The 18,400-nt window shown below is 74.1% G+C and carries 16 protein-coding genes; 11 read left to right on the top strand and 5 right to left on the bottom strand.

Annotation, left to right across the window (positions count from 1 at the left end; genetic code table 11):
• Nucleotides 1-155 precede the first annotated feature (155 nt).
• The gene (locus tag ABZY33_RS28300; RefSeq protein ID WP_356494523.1) at nucleotides 156-446 is read right to left on the bottom strand and encodes a DUF5955 family protein; all 291 of its coding nucleotides are present in this window, start codon (nucleotides 444-446) and stop codon (nucleotides 156-158) included.
• Nucleotides 447-689: 243 nt separating this feature from the next.
• Here ABZY33_RS28300 and ABZY33_RS28295 point away from each other — a divergent pair, with 243 nt between their 5' ends.
• Both ABZY33_RS28295 and aceB read left to right on the top strand, forming a co-directional pair.
• Complete coding sequence (locus ABZY33_RS28295; RefSeq protein WP_356494522.1) at nucleotides 690-1,292, top strand: nucleotidyltransferase family protein; 603 nt, start codon at nucleotides 690-692, stop codon at nucleotides 1,290-1,292.
• A 197-nt stretch (nucleotides 1,293-1,489) separates the two neighbouring features.
• The gene (aceB, locus tag ABZY33_RS28290) at nucleotides 1,490-3,112 is read left to right on the top strand and encodes a malate synthase A (RefSeq protein ID WP_356494521.1); all 1,623 of its coding nucleotides are present in this window, start codon (nucleotides 1,490-1,492) and stop codon (nucleotides 3,110-3,112) included.
• Nucleotides 3,113-3,370: 258 nt separating this feature from the next.
• Here the strand turns inward: aceB and ABZY33_RS28285 are convergent, their stop codons facing one another.
• Entirely contained in the window at nucleotides 3,371-4,276 is a 906-nt protein-coding gene (locus tag ABZY33_RS28285) for a HipA family kinase (protein ID WP_356494520.1), read from the bottom strand.
• A 93-nt stretch (nucleotides 4,277-4,369) separates the two neighbouring features.
• On the opposite strand from ABZY33_RS28285, the gene ABZY33_RS28280 reads away from it, so the two are divergent.
• Both ABZY33_RS28280 and ABZY33_RS28275 read left to right on the top strand, forming a co-directional pair.
• Nucleotides 4,370-5,665, top strand: coding sequence for a VWA domain-containing protein (locus ABZY33_RS28280; protein WP_356494519.1), 1,296 nt, complete (start codon nucleotides 4,370-4,372; stop codon nucleotides 5,663-5,665).
• The gene (locus tag ABZY33_RS28275; protein ID WP_356494518.1) at nucleotides 5,665-6,423 is read left to right on the top strand and encodes a hypothetical protein; all 759 of its coding nucleotides are present in this window, start codon (nucleotides 5,665-5,667) and stop codon (nucleotides 6,421-6,423) included. Before ABZY33_RS28280 ends, ABZY33_RS28275 begins: the two co-directional genes overlap by 1 nt.
• A gap of 150 nt (nucleotides 6,424-6,573) precedes the next feature.
• On the opposite strand, the gene ABZY33_RS28270 is transcribed toward ABZY33_RS28275, so the two are convergent.
• The gene (locus tag ABZY33_RS28270) at nucleotides 6,574-7,233 is read right to left on the bottom strand and encodes a winged helix-turn-helix transcriptional regulator (protein ID WP_356494517.1); all 660 of its coding nucleotides are present in this window, start codon (nucleotides 7,231-7,233) and stop codon (nucleotides 6,574-6,576) included.
• 118 nt (nucleotides 7,234-7,351) lie between these two features.
• Here ABZY33_RS28270 and ABZY33_RS28265 point away from each other — a divergent pair, with 118 nt between their 5' ends.
• From ABZY33_RS28265 to ABZY33_RS28255, 3 genes are read left to right on the top strand one after another with little or no spacing between them, the layout of a single operon-like run.
• On the top strand, nucleotides 7,352-8,560 hold the full coding sequence (locus ABZY33_RS28265; protein WP_356494516.1) for a pyridoxal phosphate-dependent aminotransferase: 1,209 nt from the start codon (nucleotides 7,352-7,354) through the stop codon (nucleotides 8,558-8,560).
• 34 nt (nucleotides 8,561-8,594) lie between these two features.
• On the top strand, nucleotides 8,595-9,221 hold the full coding sequence (locus tag ABZY33_RS28260; protein WP_356494515.1) for a peptidase: 627 nt from the start codon (nucleotides 8,595-8,597) through the stop codon (nucleotides 9,219-9,221).
• Complete coding sequence (locus tag ABZY33_RS28255) at nucleotides 9,222-9,680, top strand: hypothetical protein (RefSeq protein WP_356494514.1); 459 nt, start codon at nucleotides 9,222-9,224, stop codon at nucleotides 9,678-9,680.
• An 8-nt stretch (nucleotides 9,681-9,688) separates the two neighbouring features.
• Here the strand turns inward: ABZY33_RS28255 and ABZY33_RS28250 are convergent, their stop codons facing one another.
• Nucleotides 9,689-10,999, bottom strand: a complete 1,311-nt coding sequence (locus tag ABZY33_RS28250) for an SWIM zinc finger family protein (protein WP_356494513.1) — start codon at nucleotides 10,997-10,999, stop codon at nucleotides 9,689-9,691.
• Complete coding sequence (locus tag ABZY33_RS28245; RefSeq protein ID WP_356494512.1) at nucleotides 10,996-13,842, bottom strand: DEAD/DEAH box helicase; 2,847 nt, start codon at nucleotides 13,840-13,842, stop codon at nucleotides 10,996-10,998. Before ABZY33_RS28245 ends, ABZY33_RS28250 begins: the two co-directional genes overlap by 4 nt.
• 208 nt (nucleotides 13,843-14,050) lie before the next feature.
• Between ABZY33_RS28245 and ABZY33_RS28240 the strand changes: the two genes are divergently transcribed.
• From ABZY33_RS28240 to ABZY33_RS28225, 4 genes are all read left to right on the top strand, one after another.
• Nucleotides 14,051-14,653 (top strand): histidine phosphatase family protein, encoded by a 603-nt coding sequence (locus tag ABZY33_RS28240; RefSeq protein ID WP_356494511.1) that lies wholly within the window; start codon nucleotides 14,051-14,053, stop codon nucleotides 14,651-14,653.
• A gap of 160 nt (nucleotides 14,654-14,813) precedes the next feature.
• Complete coding sequence (locus ABZY33_RS28235; RefSeq protein WP_356494510.1) at nucleotides 14,814-15,449, top strand: hypothetical protein; 636 nt, start codon at nucleotides 14,814-14,816, stop codon at nucleotides 15,447-15,449.
• Between the two features lie 45 nt (nucleotides 15,450-15,494).
• Nucleotides 15,495-15,917, top strand: a complete 423-nt coding sequence (locus ABZY33_RS28230) for an acyl-CoA thioesterase (protein WP_356494509.1) — start codon at nucleotides 15,495-15,497, stop codon at nucleotides 15,915-15,917.
• A 100-nt stretch (nucleotides 15,918-16,017) separates the two neighbouring features.
• Nucleotides 16,018-18,207 (top strand): alpha-N-acetylglucosaminidase, encoded by a 2,190-nt coding sequence (locus tag ABZY33_RS28225; protein WP_356494508.1) that lies wholly within the window; start codon nucleotides 16,018-16,020, stop codon nucleotides 18,205-18,207.
• Nucleotides 18,208-18,400: the final 193 nt, after the last annotated feature.

Genomic DNA, 18,400 nt, shown 5'->3' with positions numbered 1-18,400 from the left:
GCGCCCCAGAGATGCGCACTGCGTGCGGCATCTCCCCGGGGAAGGCTGCGCGCAGCGCATGCCTTCAGGGGCGCGGGGAACTGCGCGACCAGCCACGACGGCGGTGCACCCGACCCACGAACCGAACCCGCCCCCAGGCCGGGCCCCCACCCACATCAACCCCGCCGCTCCGACCCCCCGAACATCTCCACCGCCCCCCGCACCTGCCCCAGCGCCCCAGAAAGCGCACTCATCGACCCGATCGCCCCCGCCACGAGCAACAGCGACCGCCGCAACCGCGGCACCTCCGGACACCCCCCGCGCGCCATCGCGTCGAGCGCGGCCAGCTCCTCCTCCGCGATCCCCCGGTCGGGAAACTCCGCCGGGTGCGCGGCGAGCTCCCGCCGCAGCCGGGAGACGGCCGCCCGCAGCTCCGAGACCCGCGGATCCTTCTCGTCGCCGTTCATCGGAGCCCGCCCCCGCGTCTGCCGCCGCCTGTGCTCCACACTCCGCGTCACAGGTCCCCCTCCGCACAGCGTTGTGCGCCTGTCATACGACTCCGGTGCAGTCCGCGCCGCGTACGCCCGCGCACTCAACTCGGCCTGGTGCGCGCCCAGTTAACGCCACGAGCCCCCTTTCGCGCCAGTCCGTTGCGTAAGGCAACTCCACCGGCGCAAGCACCCTCCGGCCCGGTGCGGTATGCAGGGGACATGACGACCGGAGAAACGGACGAGGTGGCCGGGCTGCTGCTGGCCGCGGGCGGCGGACGACGGCTCGGGGGGCGCCCCAAGGCCCTGCTCCCCCACCGCGGGCGCCCCCTGGTGGAACACGCGGTACGGATGCTGCGCGAGGGGGGATGCGGTCCGCTGCACGTGGTACTCGGAGCCGCGGCGGACGACGTACGGGCACGGGCCGGGCTGAAGGAGTGCGTGATCGTGGAGAACCCCGCGTGGCGCTCGGGAATGGGCGCGTCCCTGCGCGCGGGCCTGGACTCCCTCGCCGGTACCGGCGCGCGCGCCGCCCTCGTCCTGCTCGTGGACCAGCCGGGGATCGGCGCCGCCGCGGTGGCCCGGGTCCGCGCGGCCTACCGCTCCCCCGCCTCCCTGGCGGCGGCCGCGTACGACGGCGAGCGCGGGCACCCGGTGCTCTTCGGCCGCGACCACTGGGCGGGGATCGCGGCGAGCGCCGACGGCGACCGGGGCGCGCGGGCCTACCTGAAGGAGCACGCGGCCGCCGTGGAGCTGGTCGAGTGCGGAGATATCGCCGAGGCGTACGACATCGACACCGAGGAGGACCTCCGCCACCTTGAGTAAAAGGTGTGGCACTGAGCGCCACGATCTGTCGACTCAGAGAATCTCGACATCAACAAACCATTGAACTTCCACGATAAGGAAACTAATATCCACTGACGAGAAGGGCCGGCCCCCGGATCCGGGGGCAGCAGCCGTACCCAGGCGCCCTGGCACTCCGTGCCGCCACGCCGCCGCTCGCTGAAGGAAGTGACAGCCTCATGTCCGCACCAGCGCCGTCCCCGCTGGCCATCGTCGACGCCGCGCCCCTGCCCCGGCAGGACGAGGTGCTCACCGATGCGGCCCTCGCCTTCGTGGCCGAGCTGCACCGGCTGTTCACGCCCCGGCGTGACGAGCTCCTCGCCCGCCGCGCCGAGCGCCGCGCCGAGATCGCCCGCACCTCGTCGCTCGACTTCCGCCCCGAGACCGCCGCGATCCGCGCGGACGACTCCTGGAAGGTCGCTCCCGCTCCGGCCGCGCTGAACGACCGCCGGGTCGAGATCACCGGCCCCACCGACCGCAAGATGACGATCAACGCGCTCAACTCTGGTGCGAAGGTCTGGCTCGCCGACTTCGAGGACGCGTCGGCCCCGACCTGGGCGAACGTCATCGGGGGCCAGCTGAACCTGACCGCCGCCTACACCCGCTCCATCGACTTCACCGACGAGCGCACCGGGAAGTCGTACGCCCTGAAGGACGCCGGCCAGCTCGCCACGGTCGTCATGCGCCCGCGCGGCTGGCACCTGGACGAGCGCCACCTCGTGGACGCCGACGGCAAGCCGGTCCCCGGCGCCCTCGTCGACTTCGGCCTCTACTTCTTCCACAACGCCAAGCGCCTCATCGAGCTGGGCAAGGGCCCCTACTTCTACCTCCCGAAGACGGAGTCGTACCTGGAGGCCCGCCTCTGGAACGAGATCTTCGTCTTCGCCCAGGAGTACGTCGGCATCCCGCAGGGCACCGTCCGCGCCACCGTCCTCATCGAGACGATCACGGCCGCGTACGAGATGGAGGAGATCCTCTACGAGCTGCGCGACCACGCGAGCGGGCTCAACGCGGGGCGCTGGGACTACCTCTTCTCCATCGTCAAGAACTTCCGGGACGGCGGCGAGAAGTTCGTCCTGCCGGACCGCAACCTCGTGACGATGACCGCCCCCTTCATGCGCGCGTACACCGAACTCCTCGTCCGCACCTGCCACAAGCGCGGCGCGCACGCGATCGGCGGCATGGCCGCGTTCATCCCGTCCCGCAAGGACGCCGAGGTCAACAAGGTCGCGTTCGAGAAGGTCAAGAACGACAAGGACCGCGAGGCCGGCGACGGCTTCGACGGCTCCTGGGTCGCCCACCCCGACCTGGTGCCGATCGCCATGGAGTCCTTCGACAAGGTCCTGGGCGACAAGCCGAACCAGAAGGAGCGGCTGCGCGAGGACGTCTCCGTCGCCGCCGGTGACCTGATCGCCATCGACTCGCTCGACGCGAAGCCCACGTACGACGGGCTGGTCAACGCCGTCCAGGTCGGCATCCGGTACATCGAGGCATGGCTGCGCGGCCTCGGCGCCGTCGCCATCTTCAACCTCATGGAGGACGCGGCCACCGCCGAGATCTCCCGTTCGCAGATCTGGCAGTGGATCAACGCGGGTGTCGTCTTCGAGAACGGGCAGACCGCGACGGCCGATCTGGCCCGCGAGGTCGCCGCCGAGGAGCTGGCGAAGATCCGTGCCGAGATCGGCGAGGAGGCCTTCGCGGCCGGCGAGTGGCAGCAGGCCCATGACCTGCTCCTCCAGGTCTCCCTGGACGCCGACTACGCGGACTTCCTCACGCTGCCGGCCTACGAGCGGCTCCGCTGAGCCACCCGGACCCGAGCCCCCCGGCACCGCACTGTGCCGGGGGGCTCGTCCTGTCCCGGGAGCGTCTGCCAGGTCGGCGAAGCCGTCGGAGCGCGGCTCTCGTCGTGGCTGGTCGCGCAGTTTCCCGCGCCTCCGAGACGCGCACTGCGTGCGGCATCTCTCCGGGGAAGGCTGCGCGCAGCGCATGCCTTCAGGGGCGCGGGGAACTGCGCGACCAGCCACGACGGCGGCGCACCCGACCCACGAACCGAACCCGTCTCACCCCAGGTGCACGGACCAGTCCTGCTCAGCCGGCGGCTTCCCGTGCAGATCCGGCACCCGCTTCAACCAACCCGGCCGCCCCTTCTCCATGGCGACCGCGCGCCGCGCATCCGCCGCCGCCAGCTCGTCGCGGGAGGGAAAGTCCGTGGGCAGCCATGCCGCCGAGGCACGGGCGCGGGCCAGCAGATGGGACACGTACGCGTCCCGCGCCTCGTCCGGCGTCGCGAAGTCCGTGAGCCAGGCGTCCGGGACGAGACCGAGCACCTCGCGCAGCAACTCCTCCGTCACCCTGGGGGCCAGCTCCGCGTCGGCCGCGCGGGTGTCGGGGCCGTAACCGCCGAGCGCGTGGTGGCTGAAGTCGTACGCCTTGTCCGGCGCGGCCCCCTCCCAGCGGTGGTGGAAGACGAGGGCCGCGCCGTGGTCGATCAGCCAGAGCCGCGGCGGCACCGTCCCGGACGTGGGCCAGACCATGAGGTTCGAACTGTGCACCGTGCGGTCGACGTTGACGGTCAGCGCGTCGAGCCAGACGACCCGGCCGGCCTCCAGCGGGTCGACCGGGAAGACCTCGGCGACCTCGGGCGTGAAGTCCGCGGCGCCCGGCAGGAAGTCCATGCCGAGGTTGAGCCCCGCGCTCGCCCGCAGCAGGTCCTGGACCTCCTGGTGCGGCTCGTCGGTGGCGACCGCCGGGTCGAAGTGGGCGAGGACCAGCTCCGGGAAGCGCAGCCCGAGCCGGCGGGCCAGCTCGCCGACGACGACCTCGGCGACGAGCGCCTTGACCCCCTGCGCGGAGCCGGTGAACTTCAGCACGTACGTCCCGAGGTCGTCGGCCTCCACCACACCGGGGACGGAGCCTCCGGTGTGCAGCGGGTTCACGTACCGGGTGGCGGTGACTTCTCTGAGCACGCCGTCAGGCTATACGGGCGGCCCGGACCCCTCGGGGAGGGGAGCGGGGTCCTCGTTTTGGCATGTCCCCTCTGTGATCCATAAGATCCGCCGATGATCACTAGACAACGGCTGGCGGCGGGCGCGGGCGCCCTGCTCGCCGCCCTGGCCCTCGGCGGGCTCATACCGGCCGGCAGCGCGGCCGCCGCCGACGAGCCCGCCGGGGACGCCCCCGCCCCCAAGGTCGAACTCGTCCTGGACGTCAGCGGTTCCATGCGCGCCCGCGACATCGACGGCGACTCCCGGATGGCGGCGGCCAAGCAGGCGTTCAACGAGGTACTCGACGCGACGCCCGAGGAGGTCCAGCTCGGGATCCGCACGCTCGGAGCCAACTACCCGGGCGACGACCGCAAGACGGGGTGCAAGGACACCGCACAGCTCTACCCCGTGGGCCCGCTGGACCGCACCGACGCCAAGACCGCCGTCGCGACGCTCAGCCCCACCGGCTGGACGCCGATCGGCCCGGCCCTGCTGAAGGCGGCCGGCGACCTGGACACCGGTGAGAAGGGCGGCACCCGCCGCATCGTCCTCATCAGCGACGGCGAGGACACCTGCCAGCCCCTCGACCCGTGCGAGGTGGCGCGCGAGATCGCCGCCAAGGGCATCGGTCTCACCATCGACACGCTCGGCCTGGTGGCGGACGCCAAGACCCGGGCGCAGCTCTCCTGCATCGCCGACGCCACCGGCGGCACGTACACCTCGGTCCGGCACAAGGAGGAACTGAGCGACCGCGTGGGCCAGTTGGTGGACCGCGCGGCCGACCCGGTCGTCACGCCCGTCGCCGTCGACGGCGCCGCGCAGTGCGCGGACGCACCGCAGCTGAAGCCCGGCCTCTACACCGACCGCGAGAAGTTCGGCGAGCACCGCTACTACCGCGTGGACGTGGCGCCGGGCAAGGAGCTGCGTGCCTCGGTGAGCGTCGCGGCCGACCGAGCCGTCAACCGGGACTACGGTGTGTTGCTGCGCGCGGTCACCACGCACGGCCGCGAGATCGTGCGCGGCCAGGAGGCCGGGGACGGGCGCACCGACGTCATCTCGACAGGGCTGCGCTACCCGAAGTCCGAGGACGACGGGTCCGATGACGACAGTGACGAGGCGCAGCCGGAGACGGTCTGCCTCCAGGTCTCCAACTCCTACTCCGCGCCCGCGTCGGTGAAGACGACCCCGGGCCTGCCGGTCGAGCTGACCGTCGACGTGGTGGACGGCCCCGACGCGGCGTCCGACGTCGCGGCGTTCGGACTCGGCCACGGCTGGTGGCTGCTGGCCGCGCTCGTCGTGGTGGGCTTCCTGGCGGGTGTGCTGTGGGGCTGGATCTCGCGCTGGCGTGTCGCCGTATGGAGGACCAACTGATGCGACGTACAAGGCTGTTCCTCGCGGGTGTGGTGCTGGCCCTGACGACATGGACGGTGGCCGCGGGGCCCGCCGTCGCGGACGATGACGAGGGCGCGAAGAAGGCGCCGACCGAGGCGGGCACGTCGTTCCGGACCGCCACGGCGGTCGAACAGGGGCAGAAGGCGACGGCGAGCGCCTCGACCGGCGACTACCTGTACTGGGCGTTCCCTGCCGACCAGGGGCAGCGGCCCACGGTGCGGGCCACCGTCGAACTGCCCGCGGCGCAGACCCGGCACGGCGCCCAGACCTGGCGGCTCGACGTGTACGACGGGCTGCGCCGCCGCCAGTCCTGCATGTACGGGACCCAGGCCCGCGCGGTGGCGGCCGATGCCGCGCGCGTGGGCCTCGCGTGCACGCTGCGGACGGTGCGGGCCTGGTCGGAGCCGTGGGCGAACGACCCGCTGCCCGGCACGTACTACGTCCGGCTTACCGTGACCGATCTGGCCGGTGCCGATCTCGGCCTGCCGGTCTCGGCGTCGGTCGAGGCCGCGTCGAAGGGTATGGGGGGCGCGGCGGCGGTCGACGGTTCGCTCTCCGCGCCGCTGGTCCCCGGCACGGCCGGCACCACGGACGACCACGACTGGGCCTCCGGCTGGTGGACCAGTCGCTGGGTCTGGACGGCGCTCGGCGCGGTGCTCGCGGCGCTGGCGGGCATCGGGGGGTACGCCTTGACGCGCGGCCCGGGCCGCCCGCCCCGGGTGCCCCCGGCGGCCTAGCGGGCTCCTACCCAGCCCCCTGAGGGGCGCGGGGAACTGCGCGACCAGCCACGACGGCGGCGCACCGACGAACGCGACCCCAGCCCCTCCGGCGCGCGGGCCACGGGGCTCCGCCCCGGACCCCGCTCATCGATCGCCGGAGGGGCTGGATCAGGCGGAGGTGGCCGAGAGGCTGGAGGTGGCCGAGTCCGACCGCAGGGCCTTGGCCAGCGGTCCGGCTCCGGTCACTTCGACCCGCCCGGCCCGCACCGCCGCCACCAGCCCCACCTCGCCCCGCGCGAAAGCAGCCCCCGCATCCGCGTCCAGCGTCACCCGCGCATCGGGCTCACCCTCGTACCGGCCGTCCCCGTACCCGGCCTCGTCCCCGAGCCGCACATGGAACTCCCCCTCGGCGAGCCGCACTTCGAGCACCCCGGACTCGCCGAGCCCCGCCAGCTCGCGCAGCACCGGCAGGGCCAGCCAGTGCGCCCGCACCGCGTCCGTGGGCCGCCGCTCGCCGAGTTCCGGCGCGCCCCACTCCCCCAGCGCCTGGAGGACGGGGAGCAACTGGCGTCCGCGCGGGGTGAGTTCGTACACGTAGGCGGAGGCGGGCGCCGGCAGTCTGCGCCGTGCGGCGAGTCCGTCGCGTTCCATGTCCTTGAGCCGCGTCGCCAGCATGTCGGTGCTGACGCCGGGCAGGTCGGCATGGAGGGCGGTGTAGCGGCGCGGGCCCCCGAGGAGTTCGCGGACGATCAGGAGCGTCCAGCGGTCTCCGACGACGTCGAGAGCGCGGGCGGTGGCGCAGTACTGGTCGTAGCTTCGGCGTGGCATGAGGCGCAGTCTATGCAATCCGTTGGACTTTCCAAGCTCCCACTTGGTAAAACCAAGCAACAAGAGTCACGGAGTACGCACCGCACCACGTCACCTGGTCCGCCTGGAGGGCACGCGCATGGAGTTCCGGCAGTCGAGCAAGCTGAGCGAGGTCTGCTACGAGATCCGCGGCCCGGTGATCGAGCACGCGAACGCGCTGGAGGAAGCGGGCCACAGCGTGCTGCGGCTGAACACGGGCAACCCGGCGCTCTTCGGCTTCGAGGCGCCGGAGGAGATCGTTCAGGACATGATCCGGATGCTGCCGCAGGCCCACGGCTACACCGACTCGCGCGGCGTCCTCTCCGCCCGGCGCGCCGTCGCCCAGCGCTACCAGGGGCTCGGCCTGGACGTCGGCGTGGACGACGTCTTCCTCGGCAACGGCGTCTCCGAACTGGTGACGATGGCCGTCCAGGCGCTCCTGGAGGACGGCGACGAAGTCCTCATCCCGGCGCCCGACTTCCCGCTGTGGACGGCCGTCACCACGCTCTCCGGGGGCCGGGCGGTGCACTATCTCTGCGACGAACAGTCGGACTGGTACCCGGATCTGGACGACATGGCGGCGAAGATCACCGACCGCACCAAGGCCATGGTGATCATCAATCCGAACAACCCCACGGGCGCCGTCTACCCCAAGGACGTCGTCGAGGGCATGCTCGACCTGGCCCGCCGGCACGGCCTGATGGTCTTCGCCGACGAGATCTATGACCAGATCCTCTACGACGACGCCGTCCACCACAGCGCCGCGGCCCTCGCCCCCGACCTAGTCGTCCTCACCTTCTGCGGCCTGTCCAAGACGTACCGCGTCGCGGGCTTCCGCTCCGGCTGGCTGGTCGTCACCGGACCGCAGCAGCACGCGAAGAGCTACCTGGAGGGCCTGACGATGCTCGCCTCCATGCGGCTGTGCCCGAACGCGCCCGCCCAGTACGCCATCCAGGCCGCGCTCGGCGGCCGCCAGTCGATCCGTGAACTCACCCGTCCCGGCGGGCGGTTGCACGAGCAGCGCGACAAGGCGTGGGAGAAGCTGAACGAGATCCCCGGCGTCAGCTGCGTCAAACCGAAGGGCGCCCTGTACGCGTTCCCGCGCCTCGACCCGAAGGTCCACCCGATCGTCGACGACGAGAAGTTCGTCCTGGACCTGCTGCTGCGCGAGAAGATCCAGGTGGTCCAGGGCACCGGCTTCAACTGGCCCCGTCCCGACCACTTCCGCATCCTCACGCTCCCGTACGCTGACGACCTCGACGCCGCCATCAGCCGCATCGGCCGCTTCCTCAGCGGCTACCGGCAGTGAGGCGGCGGGCCGCGCCGGACCGACGGGAGAGTCAGTGAGCGCCTGCTCCACGTGTGCGTATCCGAGCCACACCCAGTTCGCCTCGCCCGAGCTCATCGGCGCGATCGTCTCGGGCCGCTTCGACCGGGCCCAGGACCCGGCCTGGCGCACGTCGGGCGCGGCGACGGCGCAGGAGTACGCGCGCTGGTGCGGGCACCTGTGCGGCGCCACCTGCCTGCGCATGGCACTCGGCGACGAGGCGCCCTCGCTCTTCGAACTGCGCGACGGCGCGCTGAAGTTCGGTGCGTACACCGTGGACGTGGACGGTGAGATCCACGGGATGATCTACGCGCCCGCCGCCGCGTACCTGCGCGAGGTGCACGGCGTCGACGCTCAGGTGCACCGCGAGCTGACGACCGGCGGGATCGGGGAGCTGCTCGACGCGGGCCGGCTCGTCCTCGCCTCCGTCCACTACTCGATCCGCCGCCCCGACGAGCCCGCGCCGGGGCGCGGCGGCCACCTCGTCCTGGTCACCGCCCGCACCCCGGACGGGGCGGGTTTCCACTTCCACAATCCGTCCGGCACGGACGCGGCGACCCGGACGGCGGCGCTGCCGGTGGAGCGGTTCGGCGCGTACTTCGCGGGCCGGGGCCTGTCGCTGACGCCGGCCGCGGGGGCTTAGGTGGACGCGGCGCTGATCGCGGTGCTCGGCACGCTGCTCGGCTCGGTCGTCACGCACTACTTCCAGGGGCGGGCGACGGTTCGCGGCGCCGAGCTGGCCCGGGCGGAGCAGCTGCGGCAGGAACGCATCGCGAGCTACAGCGGTTTCGCGAGCGCCCTCTTCGACTACCGGCGCAGCCAGAACGACCGCTGGTTCCGCGCCCACGAACAGCCCGGCACCCGCGAGGCGGAGTCGGCGCGGTTCGCCTCGTACGAGGCCCGCATCGCGGCGCGCCAGGCACTGGCGATGGTGCAACTGGTCTGCGACGTACCGCGGTTGCGGCACCTGGCCGAGACCGCCTTCGAGTCGGCGAACTGCCTGCACGAGGCGGTGGACGAGCAGGACCGCGACCGGCGCTCGCAGCGCTGCAAGCACGCCCTGGCGGCGTTCGTCGAGGCGGCCGCGCCGAGCGTGCAGTAGCCGGGCGCTCAGCCCTCGCCGAGCAGGAAGGACAGGGCCGTGACGGGGTCCGGGCCCGGCTCGCCCCGGGGCCACCAGTCCTCGCGGCCCGGGTCGGACTCGTACCCGTACCACCGGCCGTCGCGGCCCAGGCGGAGCTGGACGGCGGCCGTCGACAGGCGGTTGCGGCGGGGGCGGAACTCCGGGCGGCCCGCGGCGAGCAGGGCGGGGCGGGCGCGGTCGAAGGGGCCGGCCGGCGGGTCCCACTCCTCTTCCAGGACGCTGAGGCCGGCGAGGCCGCCCTGGCGCCAGGCCGCGACCGCGCGGGCGAGGTCGGCCGGGGTGCGTCCGGTGCCGCGGGAGAGCGCGGCGTACAGCGCGCGGGTGGCCGCGGTGAGGCCCGCGCCGGGGTGGGCGGCGGCCAGCCGGACGGCGTCCTGCCACGGGGTCAGGCCGCCGGTCGGGTCCGCTCCCGTGGTCAGCAGGGCGTGCGCGCGTATCCCCGCCTCCGTGGCCAGCAGGTCGAGGGCGAGCGGGTCGGGGCCGCCGGGGGCCTGGGGGTAGGACGGCGGGCGCTCGGGGTACGCCGGGGGCGGGAACTCCGGCGGCAGCGGCGCGAGCCGGCCGGACCGGGCGAACGCCTCCCGCGCGGTGACCGAGTCCGGCGCGGGCGCCGCGGCCGTGGTCCGCTCCCGCGCGGTGTGCGTCGCGTTGCGCCGCGTCAGGTCGGCCAGCAGCTCCTGCTCGCCGCGGCCGCGCAGCAGGAACAGGACGAAGGGGTCCTCGTCGACGAGGCGCGCCGTCTGGTAGCAGAGCGCCGCCGCGTGTTTGCAGGGCTCGGCGCGGTCCGGGCAGGTGCAGTCCGGGATCAGGTCGTCGACGGCGGGCAGCAGGTCGACGGCGGCGGCGAGCGCGTGCGGCACGTCCTTGTCGAGCAGCGACGCCAGGTGCTCGGGGCGGGCCGCGGCCGTCTCCACGAAGTGCTCCCACTCGTCTTCTGAGAGGGTGCGCAGGCGCAGGTCGGCGCGGTAGGGGCGGGGCCGCGAGCCGTGGACGTAGGCGGTGACGCGGCCCGGCGTGACGGTGATCGCGTCGACGTGGCCGCGGTCGGCGTAGGCCCGGCCGCGCGCGAGGCGGGCGGGGTCGAGGGCGGTGTCCTCCAGGGCGTCCACCCACGCGTTCCCCCACCAGGTGAGGGCCGTGCCGTCGCCCGGGGCGGCACGCGGCGGCAGCGGCGGGAAGGTGCGGCGGGTGTCGGTGTGCCGGGCCTGCGCGCGCTCGGCGGCGCCGGCCCGCCCTGGGATGTGCACGGCGTGCGGTCCGCTGCGGGCCGGGCTCATGCCGGCCCCCTGCGCAGCGAGACCAGGTCGGTCAGCTCCCGGTCGGTCAGCTCGGTGAGCGCCGCCTCGCCGGAGCCGAGCACGGCGTCGGCCAGCGCCCGCTTGGCGACGAGCAGTTCGGCGATCTTGTCCTCGACCGTGCCCTCGGTGATGAGGCGGTGCACCTGGACGGGCTGGGTCTGTCCGATGCGGTAGGCGCGGTCGGTGGCCTGCTCCTCGACCGCCGGGTTCCACCAGCGGTCGAAGTGCACGACGTGGCCCGCGCGCGTGAGGTTGAGACCGGTGCCCGCGGCTTTCAGGGAGAGCAGGAAGACGGGGACCTCGCCGGCCTGGAACCGGTCCACCATGCGCTCGCGCTCGGCGACCGGGGTGCCGCCGTGCAGCAGCTGGGTGGGGATGGAGCGGGTCGCCAGGTGGGTGGCGAGGAGCCGGGCCATCGACACGTACTGGGTGAAGACGAGGACCGAGTTCCGCTCGGCGACGATCGTGTCGAGCAGCTCGTCCAGGAGGGCGAGCTTGCCCGAGCGGCCCGCGAGCCGCACGCGTCCGCCCTCGCTCTCCGCCTCCTTCAGGTACTGCGCGGGGTGGTTGCAGATCTGCTTGAGCGAGGTGAGCAGCTTCATGATCAGGCCCCGGCGGCCGATGCCCTCGGCGGCCTCGATGACCGCCATGGACTCGCGCACCACGGCCTCGTAGAGCGACGCCTGTTCCCGGGTGAGGGGCGCCGGGTGGTCGGACTCGGTCTTGGGCGGCAGCTCGGGCACGATGCCTGGGTCGGACTTCTTGCGGCGCAGGATGAACGGGCGCACGAGGCGGGCGAGGCGCTCGGTCGCCTCGGGGTTCTCCAGCGGCCCTTCGCCCTCGACGGCGCGCGCGTGCCGGGCGCGGAACGCCTTGAGGGGGCCCAGCAGGCCGGGCGTCGTCCAGTCGAGCAGGGCCCACAGCTCGGACAGGTTGTTCTCGACGGGGGTGCCGGTGAGCGCCACGCGCGCGGGGGCGTCGATGGTGCGCAGGGCCTTCGCCGTCGCCGAGTTCGGGTTCTTCACGTGCTGCGCCTCGTCGGCGACGACCATGCCCCAGCCGTGCTCCGCGAGTTCGGCGGCGCGGCTGCGCAGGGTGCCGTACGTGGTGAGGACGAAGCCGCCGTCGCTGCCGCGCAGGGTGCGGTCGGCGCCGTGGAAGCGGCGCACGGGGACGCCGGGGGCGAACCGGTTGATCTCCCGCTGCCAGTTGCCCAGCAGGGAGGCGGGGCAGACCACGAGGGTCGGCGCCGGCCGGTTCCTGCGCAGGTGCAGGGCGATGAGGGTGACTGTCTTGCCGAGCCCCATGTCGTCGGCGAGGCAGCCGCCGAGTCCGAGCGAGGTCATCAGGTCGAGCCAGGCGAGGCCGCGCAGCTGGTAGTCGCGCAGGGTCGCGTGCAGGCCCGCGGGCTGCCCGACGGTGTCGACGCCGCGGGTGAGCCGGTCGCGCAGCTCGGCGAGCCGGCCGGTGGGCACGGCGGCGACGCGCTCCCCGTCGACCTCGGCCTCGCCGGTGAGCGCCACGGCCAGCGCGTCGGCCGGCTGAAGGAGGCCCAGTTCGCGCTTGCGGGCCTTGCGGACGAGGTCGGGGTCGACGACGACCCACTGGTCGCGCAGCCGGACCACGGCGCGGTGGGACTCGGCGAGCAGGTCCATCTCGTGCTCGGTGAGCGGATCTCCGTCCAGGGCCAGCTGCCAGTTGAAGACGAGCAGTTCGTCGCTGTCGAAGAAGGTCGTGCCGTCGGTGGCCGAGCCGGGGGCGGTCTGCGCGCGTACGACGGCCGCCGCGGTGAGCGAGCGGGCCAGCTCACGCGGCCAGTGCACGCTGACCCCGGCCTGGGCGAGCCGGGCCGCGCCGGGTCCGAGCAGGTCGGTCAGCTCGCTCTCGCAGAGCGCGAGCACGTCGGGCACGTCCTGCTCCAGGAGCCGGCCGAGCGGCGGCCAGGCGGCGACGGCGCGGCGCACGGCGAGGACCGCGTCGATCCGGGCGCGGGGCCCGAAGTGGTCGGAGGCGTCACCGGCCCACAGGTGCGCGGCGTCCACCACGCGCGTGGGGTCGGCGAGGCTGTGCACCTGGACGACGGCGGCGCCGGCGCGGCGCGCCCCCGGGGCCCCCGGTGACCCGCTCTCCTCCTCGGCGTCGAAGAGCAGCTGCTGCGCGAGGTCGAGCCGGAGCGACACCCGCACCCCCGTGTCGAGTCCGGCCGCCGCCTCCACGGCCCAGGGCCGGGCGTGCGGGAGGTGCTGGGGGGCGACGGCGGCGAACGGGGCGCCCGCCGCGTGGGCCGCGGCCGGGGTGCGGGGCAGCGTGTCGGCCACCGCGTCCACGAAGGCGCGGACCAGGGCCTGCGGCTCGGGCAGCCGCAGCGGCTTGCCGCCGGGCACCGGGGTGGCGTACCCCTCGACGGGCAGGGCGGCGGCGATGGCCCCCAGCTGGGCGACGTCGTCCGCGTCCAGCGGGCCGGCGCGCCACGCGTCGTGGTCGTCGGCGGTGAGGCCGGGCAGCAGCCGGCCGCGGGCGACGAGGTGCAGCGCGTGCGCGGCGGCGGCGCCCCAGGCGGCCGCGGCGGGGTGGGCGCCGCGGGTGCGGCGGGCCCGGACGAGCAGGGGCAGCGCCTCGGCGACCGGCAGCACGAGCGCGGGCACCTCGCGGGCGCGTGCGCCCGCGCCGTGCGGCCGCACGACCGTGAGCGTGGCGTCGGCGCCGGGCGGACCCGCGCCGTCCGGCGACCAGAACGCGACCCTTCCCTCCCGGGGCAGGGCGGCGGGCAGGAAGACGGCGGCGGCGCCGAGGACGGCACCGGTCAGCTCCGGCACGGCCACGCCACCTCCCCTCCGCGTTCGCGATCGGCCCGGACGCGGACCGATCTAGACCTTACGGCCCGGGTCCGACAATCCCCGGTCCACGGGCTGTCCCGGAGGCCCGGCGCACCGCTGCGGTGCAGGTCGGCGGGGTCGGGGCGGAGCGCCCCGTGTACCGTTCGTTCAACAATGTCCCTGTCCCCTCCCGACCCCAGAACAGGCGTGAACCGTGGGTGATCTGCTCCTCGTCCGGCACGGTGAGACCGAATGGGCGCTGACCGGTCAGCACACCGGCCTCACCGACATCCCGCTGACCGAGAACGGCCGCGAGGAGGCGCGCAGGGTCGCGCCGCTCGTCGGCAGTTACCACGTGGGGGCCGTCTTCGTGAGTCCCCTGGGCCGGGCCCGCGAGACCGCCGAGCTGGCGGGCCTGCACCGCTTCACCGTCGACCCGGATCTGCGGGAGTGGGACTACGGCGCCTACGAGGGCGTGACGACGCGGGAGATCCAGCGCACCCGGCCCGACTGGTACCTCTTCGACGACGGGGTGCCGCCCGGGCCGCCCGAGCACCCGGGTGAGACCCCGGAGGAGGTGGGCGAGCGGGCCGACCGGATGCTCTCCAAGGTGGACGCGGCGCTCGCCAACAACGAGGGCAGCGTGGTCCTCGTCTCGCACAGCCACTTCCTGCGGGTCCTGACCGCCCGCCGCCTGGGCCTGCCCCCGTCGGGCGGCTCGCACTTCCTGCTGGCGACCGGCACGGTGAGCAGGCTCAGCACGGAGCACGGCCGCCCGGTGGTCTCCGGCTGGAACCTGCGCCCGTCGAGCGGCTGAGCGAGCCGCGCCGGGATCGGGGACACGGCCGGGGCTCGTCCGGGCCTGATCCGTCCGTGCGGGCCCCTGCGCCTCGTCGCGGCCCGCGAGCCATGCGTCCGGGCGCCTGGTCGGCGCGTTGTCAGTGGCGTCGTGCACCATCGTCGGCAGGAGGTGCGCCATGACCCGACCGCCGACCGCCGCGCAGCGGCGCATCATCGACGCCGCCGATCCGCAGACGGGCCGGATCAGCGGCGGCGCCGCCCAGCTGGCGCGGCTCGTCGCGCTGAAGCTGGCGTTCCGGCATCCGCGGCCGCCGCACGAGCACTTCCTCACCCCGGCCGGGCACCGCGTCCGCGAGGCGGGACCGGAGGCACCCGGGCCCGCCGCCGCGCCGGCCCCGCCCTCCGGCTCCGACGGCGTGTTCACCGCGCGGCTCGGCGGCGAACCGGCGCCCCCGTCCCCGCCGGCCCGGGCCCGTGAGGTCCGCACCGCCTGGCAGGGCCTCCTGGAGATCCGCCGCATGACCGCCCCGGACGGCGCCACGGACCGGCCCTGCGCCTGGGAGCGGAGCCGGCTGCCGCACGCGGCGGCGCTCGCCCTGGAGGCCGCGGGCTGTCCGCCCGCGACCGCGACGGCCCCCGGGTACCGGGTGACCGAGACCCCGCAGCCCGAGGCCGTCGCCGTACACGATCCGGACCCGGAGAACCGCGCGGCCTGTGCGGCGGCGCTGCGGCAGGCCGGCTGGCAGGTGAGCGAGCACGCACGGCCCCGCGGCGGCGACCGGTACCTCCTGGCCTCGCCGAGACGGGCGTGAGCGCCGCCTGTCCGCAGAGCACGTAGATCGATCGAAGGGAACGCCGTGGCAGAGCCGTACACCGTCCGGATCGAGGTCCGTGGCTATGAAACCGATTCACAGGGACACCTGAACCAGGCCGTCTACCTGCAGTACGCCGAGCACGCACGCTGGTCGGCCCTGCGCCGCGCCGGCATCGAGCAGAGCACGCTCCTCGGCCGCGGGGTGGGCCCGGTCGCCCTGGAGACGACCGTCCGCTACCTGCGGGAACTGCGCGCCGGTGACGAGGTGGACGTGGACTGCGTCTTCGAGTGGGGGGACGGCAAGACGTTCCGTATCCGGCAGTCGGTGACGAGGAGCGACGGCACCGTCTCGGCGGAAGTGACGTCGGTGGGCGGCCTGTTGGATCTCACCGCGCGCAAGCTGGTCAAGGACCCGGCAGAGGTGTTCAGGGAGCTGGCGACGGATCCGGGCGTCCTCGGTCTGTGACGGCGCCGGGCGGGCCGCCGTACCCGCCGTTCACGTGGGTCACCCCGGTCCGTCCGCGCGGCGTCACGCGCGGGGCCGCCCCAGGGGGTATGCACTCACCATGCCCTTGGCCCGCCGTACGTTCCTGACCGCGCTCACCGGATCGGCTCTGGTGTCGTGCGCGGACGCCTCCGCCGAGCGGGCGGATGCCGCGCCCCCCGCCCCGCACGCCGCCGCGGCCGCCGCGCGCCGCCTGCTCGGCCGCCACGCGGAGCAGCTGGTCTTCCGCCCGCTCACGGGTGCGGGCGAGAGCTTCCGCGTGGACGGGCAGGCCGGCCGCGTGCGGATCGCGGGCACCTCTCCCGCGGTCCAGCTCATGGGCCTGCGCCACTACCTGAAGCACGTGGCGCACGCCAACATCTCCTGGGCGGGCGAGCAGCTGGACCTGCCCGGCCGGCTGCCCGCCCCGCCGCGCCCGCTCACCGGCAGCGCGAACGTCCCGCACCGCTTCGTCCTGAACGACACCAACGACGGGTACACGGGGGCGTACCACGACTGGGCGTACTGGGAGCGGGAGCTGGACGTGCTCGCCCTGCACGGCTTCAACGAGGTGCTCGTGTACACCGGCGCGGACGCGCTCTACCACCGGGTGCTGCGCCGCTTCGGTTACGGGGACGAGGAGCTACGGCAGTGGATCCCGGCCCCGGCCCATCAGCCGTGGTGGCTGCTGCAGAACCTGGCGGGTGCGGCGGGCGGCCCGGTGCCGGCCGGGCTGCTCGCGCGGCGGGCGCGGCTGGGGCGCCGGATCGCCGACCGGGTCCGGGAGCTGGGCATGAAGCCGGTCCTGCCCGGCTACTTCGGCACGGTGCCGCCCGGGTTCGCGGACCGCAACGCCGGCGCGCACGTGGTGGCACAGGGTGACTGGTACGGGCACCGGCGGCCGGACTGGCTCGACCCGCGCGGCCCGCACTTCGCCCGGGTGGCGGCCGAGTTCTACCGCACGCAGGAGGCGATGTTCGGTCCGGCGGAGCTGTTCAAGATGGATCTGCTGCACGAGGGCGGCAAGCCGGGTGACGTGCCGGTACCCGATGCGGCGCGCGGCGTCGAGAAGGCGTTGCGGGCGGCGCACCCGAAGGCGACCTGGGTGATCCTGGGCTGGCGCAACAACCCGCCGAAGGCGATCGTGGACGCCGTCGACAAGACCGGCATGCTCGTCGTCGACGGCATCTCCGACCACTACCCGACGGTGACGGACCGTGACGCCGACTGGGACGGCACGCCGTACGCCTTCGGCTCCATCTGGAACTTCGGCGGCCATACGACGCTGGGCGCCAACACCCGTGACTGGGCACAGCTCTACGAGGAGTGGCGGACACGGCCCGGCGGCGCCCTGCGGGGCACCGCGCTCATGCCGGAGGCCGCCGACAACAACCCGGCGGCGTTCGAGCTGTTCGCCGAACTCTCATGGCGCACAGGGACGTTGGATCTGAAGCGCTGGTTCGAGGAGTGGTCCGTGGCGCGGTACGGCGGGCGCGACCCGCAGGCCGTCGCGGCCTGGGACGTCCTGCGGCGCACCGCGTACGGCACGACGCGCGCCGACGGCTGGGGCGAGGGCGCGGACGGCCTGTTCGGGGCGCGGCCCGCCCTGACGGCCCGGTCCGCGGCGTCCTGGTCGCCGAAGCAACTGCGGTACGACGCAGCCGAGTTCGAGCAGGCGCTCGGCCATCTGCTGGCCGTGCAGCCGGAGTTGCGCGACTCGTCGGCGTACCGCCGGGACCTCCTAGACGTGGCCCGCCAGGCGCTCTCGAACCGCAGCCGCGCTCTGCTCCCGCAGATCAAGAAAGCGTACGAGTCCAAGGACGCGGCGGCTCTGGACCGGTTGAGCGGCGAGTGGCTCGGCCTGATGGACCTGCTGGAGCGGTTGCTCGCCACCGACGCCGACCACCTGCTGGGGAAGTGGGTGGCGGAGGCGCGCGCCTGGGGCGCGAGCGACGCGGAGCGGGACCGTCTCGCGTACGACCAGTTGTCCCTGGTGACGTCGTGGGGGACGCGCGCGGGGGCCGACGCCGGCCTGCATGACTACGCCAACCGCGAGTGGGCCGGACTGGTCGGCGGCCTCTACCGCACGCGCTGGGCCACGTACTTCGAGGAACTCGCCGCCGCGCTCGACGCGGGGCGTCCTGCACGCCGGACCGACTGGTTCGCCCTGGAGGACGCCTGGACCCGCGACCCCGGCGACCTGTTGACGACCCCCACGGGAGACACGCACACCGTGGCGACCGAGGTACGCGACCGCTTGCGCGGAGCCTGACACCGCCCACAACCACCTGCGCCGGGCCCGACGCCATCCGCCCTCGGTACGGAGGCACGCGAGTGCCTGCGCCAGGCCCGACGCCGCCCGCCCTCGGTGCGGAGGCACGAGACCACCCACGCGTGACCTGACGCCGCCTGCCACCCAGCAGAGAGGGAGGCGACCACTCACCCGGGGTCCGACGCCTCCCCCG

Origin of the sequence: Streptomyces sp. NPDC006552, from assembly GCF_040611655.1 — a bacterium.
Taxonomy (GTDB): Bacteria; Actinomycetota; Actinomycetes; order Streptomycetales; family Streptomycetaceae; genus Streptomyces.
The sequence above is the reverse complement of the archived record's forward strand: the minus strand, read 5'-3'. Positions and strand labels throughout refer to the sequence as shown.

Bases quoted from the DNA above. Each gene is read 5' to 3' on its own strand.
- ABZY33_RS28235 (WP_356494510.1), top strand. From the start codon at position 14,814: ATGACCCGACCGCCGACCGCCGCGCAGCGGCGCATCATCGACGCCGCC.
- aceB (WP_356494521.1), top strand. From the start codon at position 1,490: ATGTCCGCACCAGCGCCGTCCCCGCTGGCCATCGTCGACGCCGCGCCC.
- ABZY33_RS28270 (WP_356494517.1), bottom strand. From the start codon at position 7,233: ATGCCACGCCGAAGCTACGACCAGTACTGCGCCACCGCCCGCGCTCTC.
- ABZY33_RS28250 (WP_356494513.1), bottom strand. From the start codon at position 10,999: ATGAGCCCGGCCCGCAGCGGACCGCACGCCGTGCACATCCCAGGGCGG.
- ABZY33_RS28265 (WP_356494516.1), top strand. From the start codon at position 7,352: ATGGAGTTCCGGCAGTCGAGCAAGCTGAGCGAGGTCTGCTACGAGATC.
- ABZY33_RS28225 (WP_356494508.1), top strand. From the start codon at position 16,018: ATGCCCTTGGCCCGCCGTACGTTCCTGACCGCGCTCACCGGATCGGCT.
- ABZY33_RS28295 (WP_356494522.1), top strand. From the start codon at position 690: ATGACGACCGGAGAAACGGACGAGGTGGCCGGGCTGCTGCTGGCCGCG.
- ABZY33_RS28300 (WP_356494523.1), bottom strand. From the start codon at position 446: ATGAACGGCGACGAGAAGGATCCGCGGGTCTCGGAGCTGCGGGCGGCC.
- ABZY33_RS28280 (WP_356494519.1), top strand. From the start codon at position 4,370: ATGATCACTAGACAACGGCTGGCGGCGGGCGCGGGCGCCCTGCTCGCC.
- ABZY33_RS28275 (WP_356494518.1), top strand. From the start codon at position 5,665: ATGCGACGTACAAGGCTGTTCCTCGCGGGTGTGGTGCTGGCCCTGACG.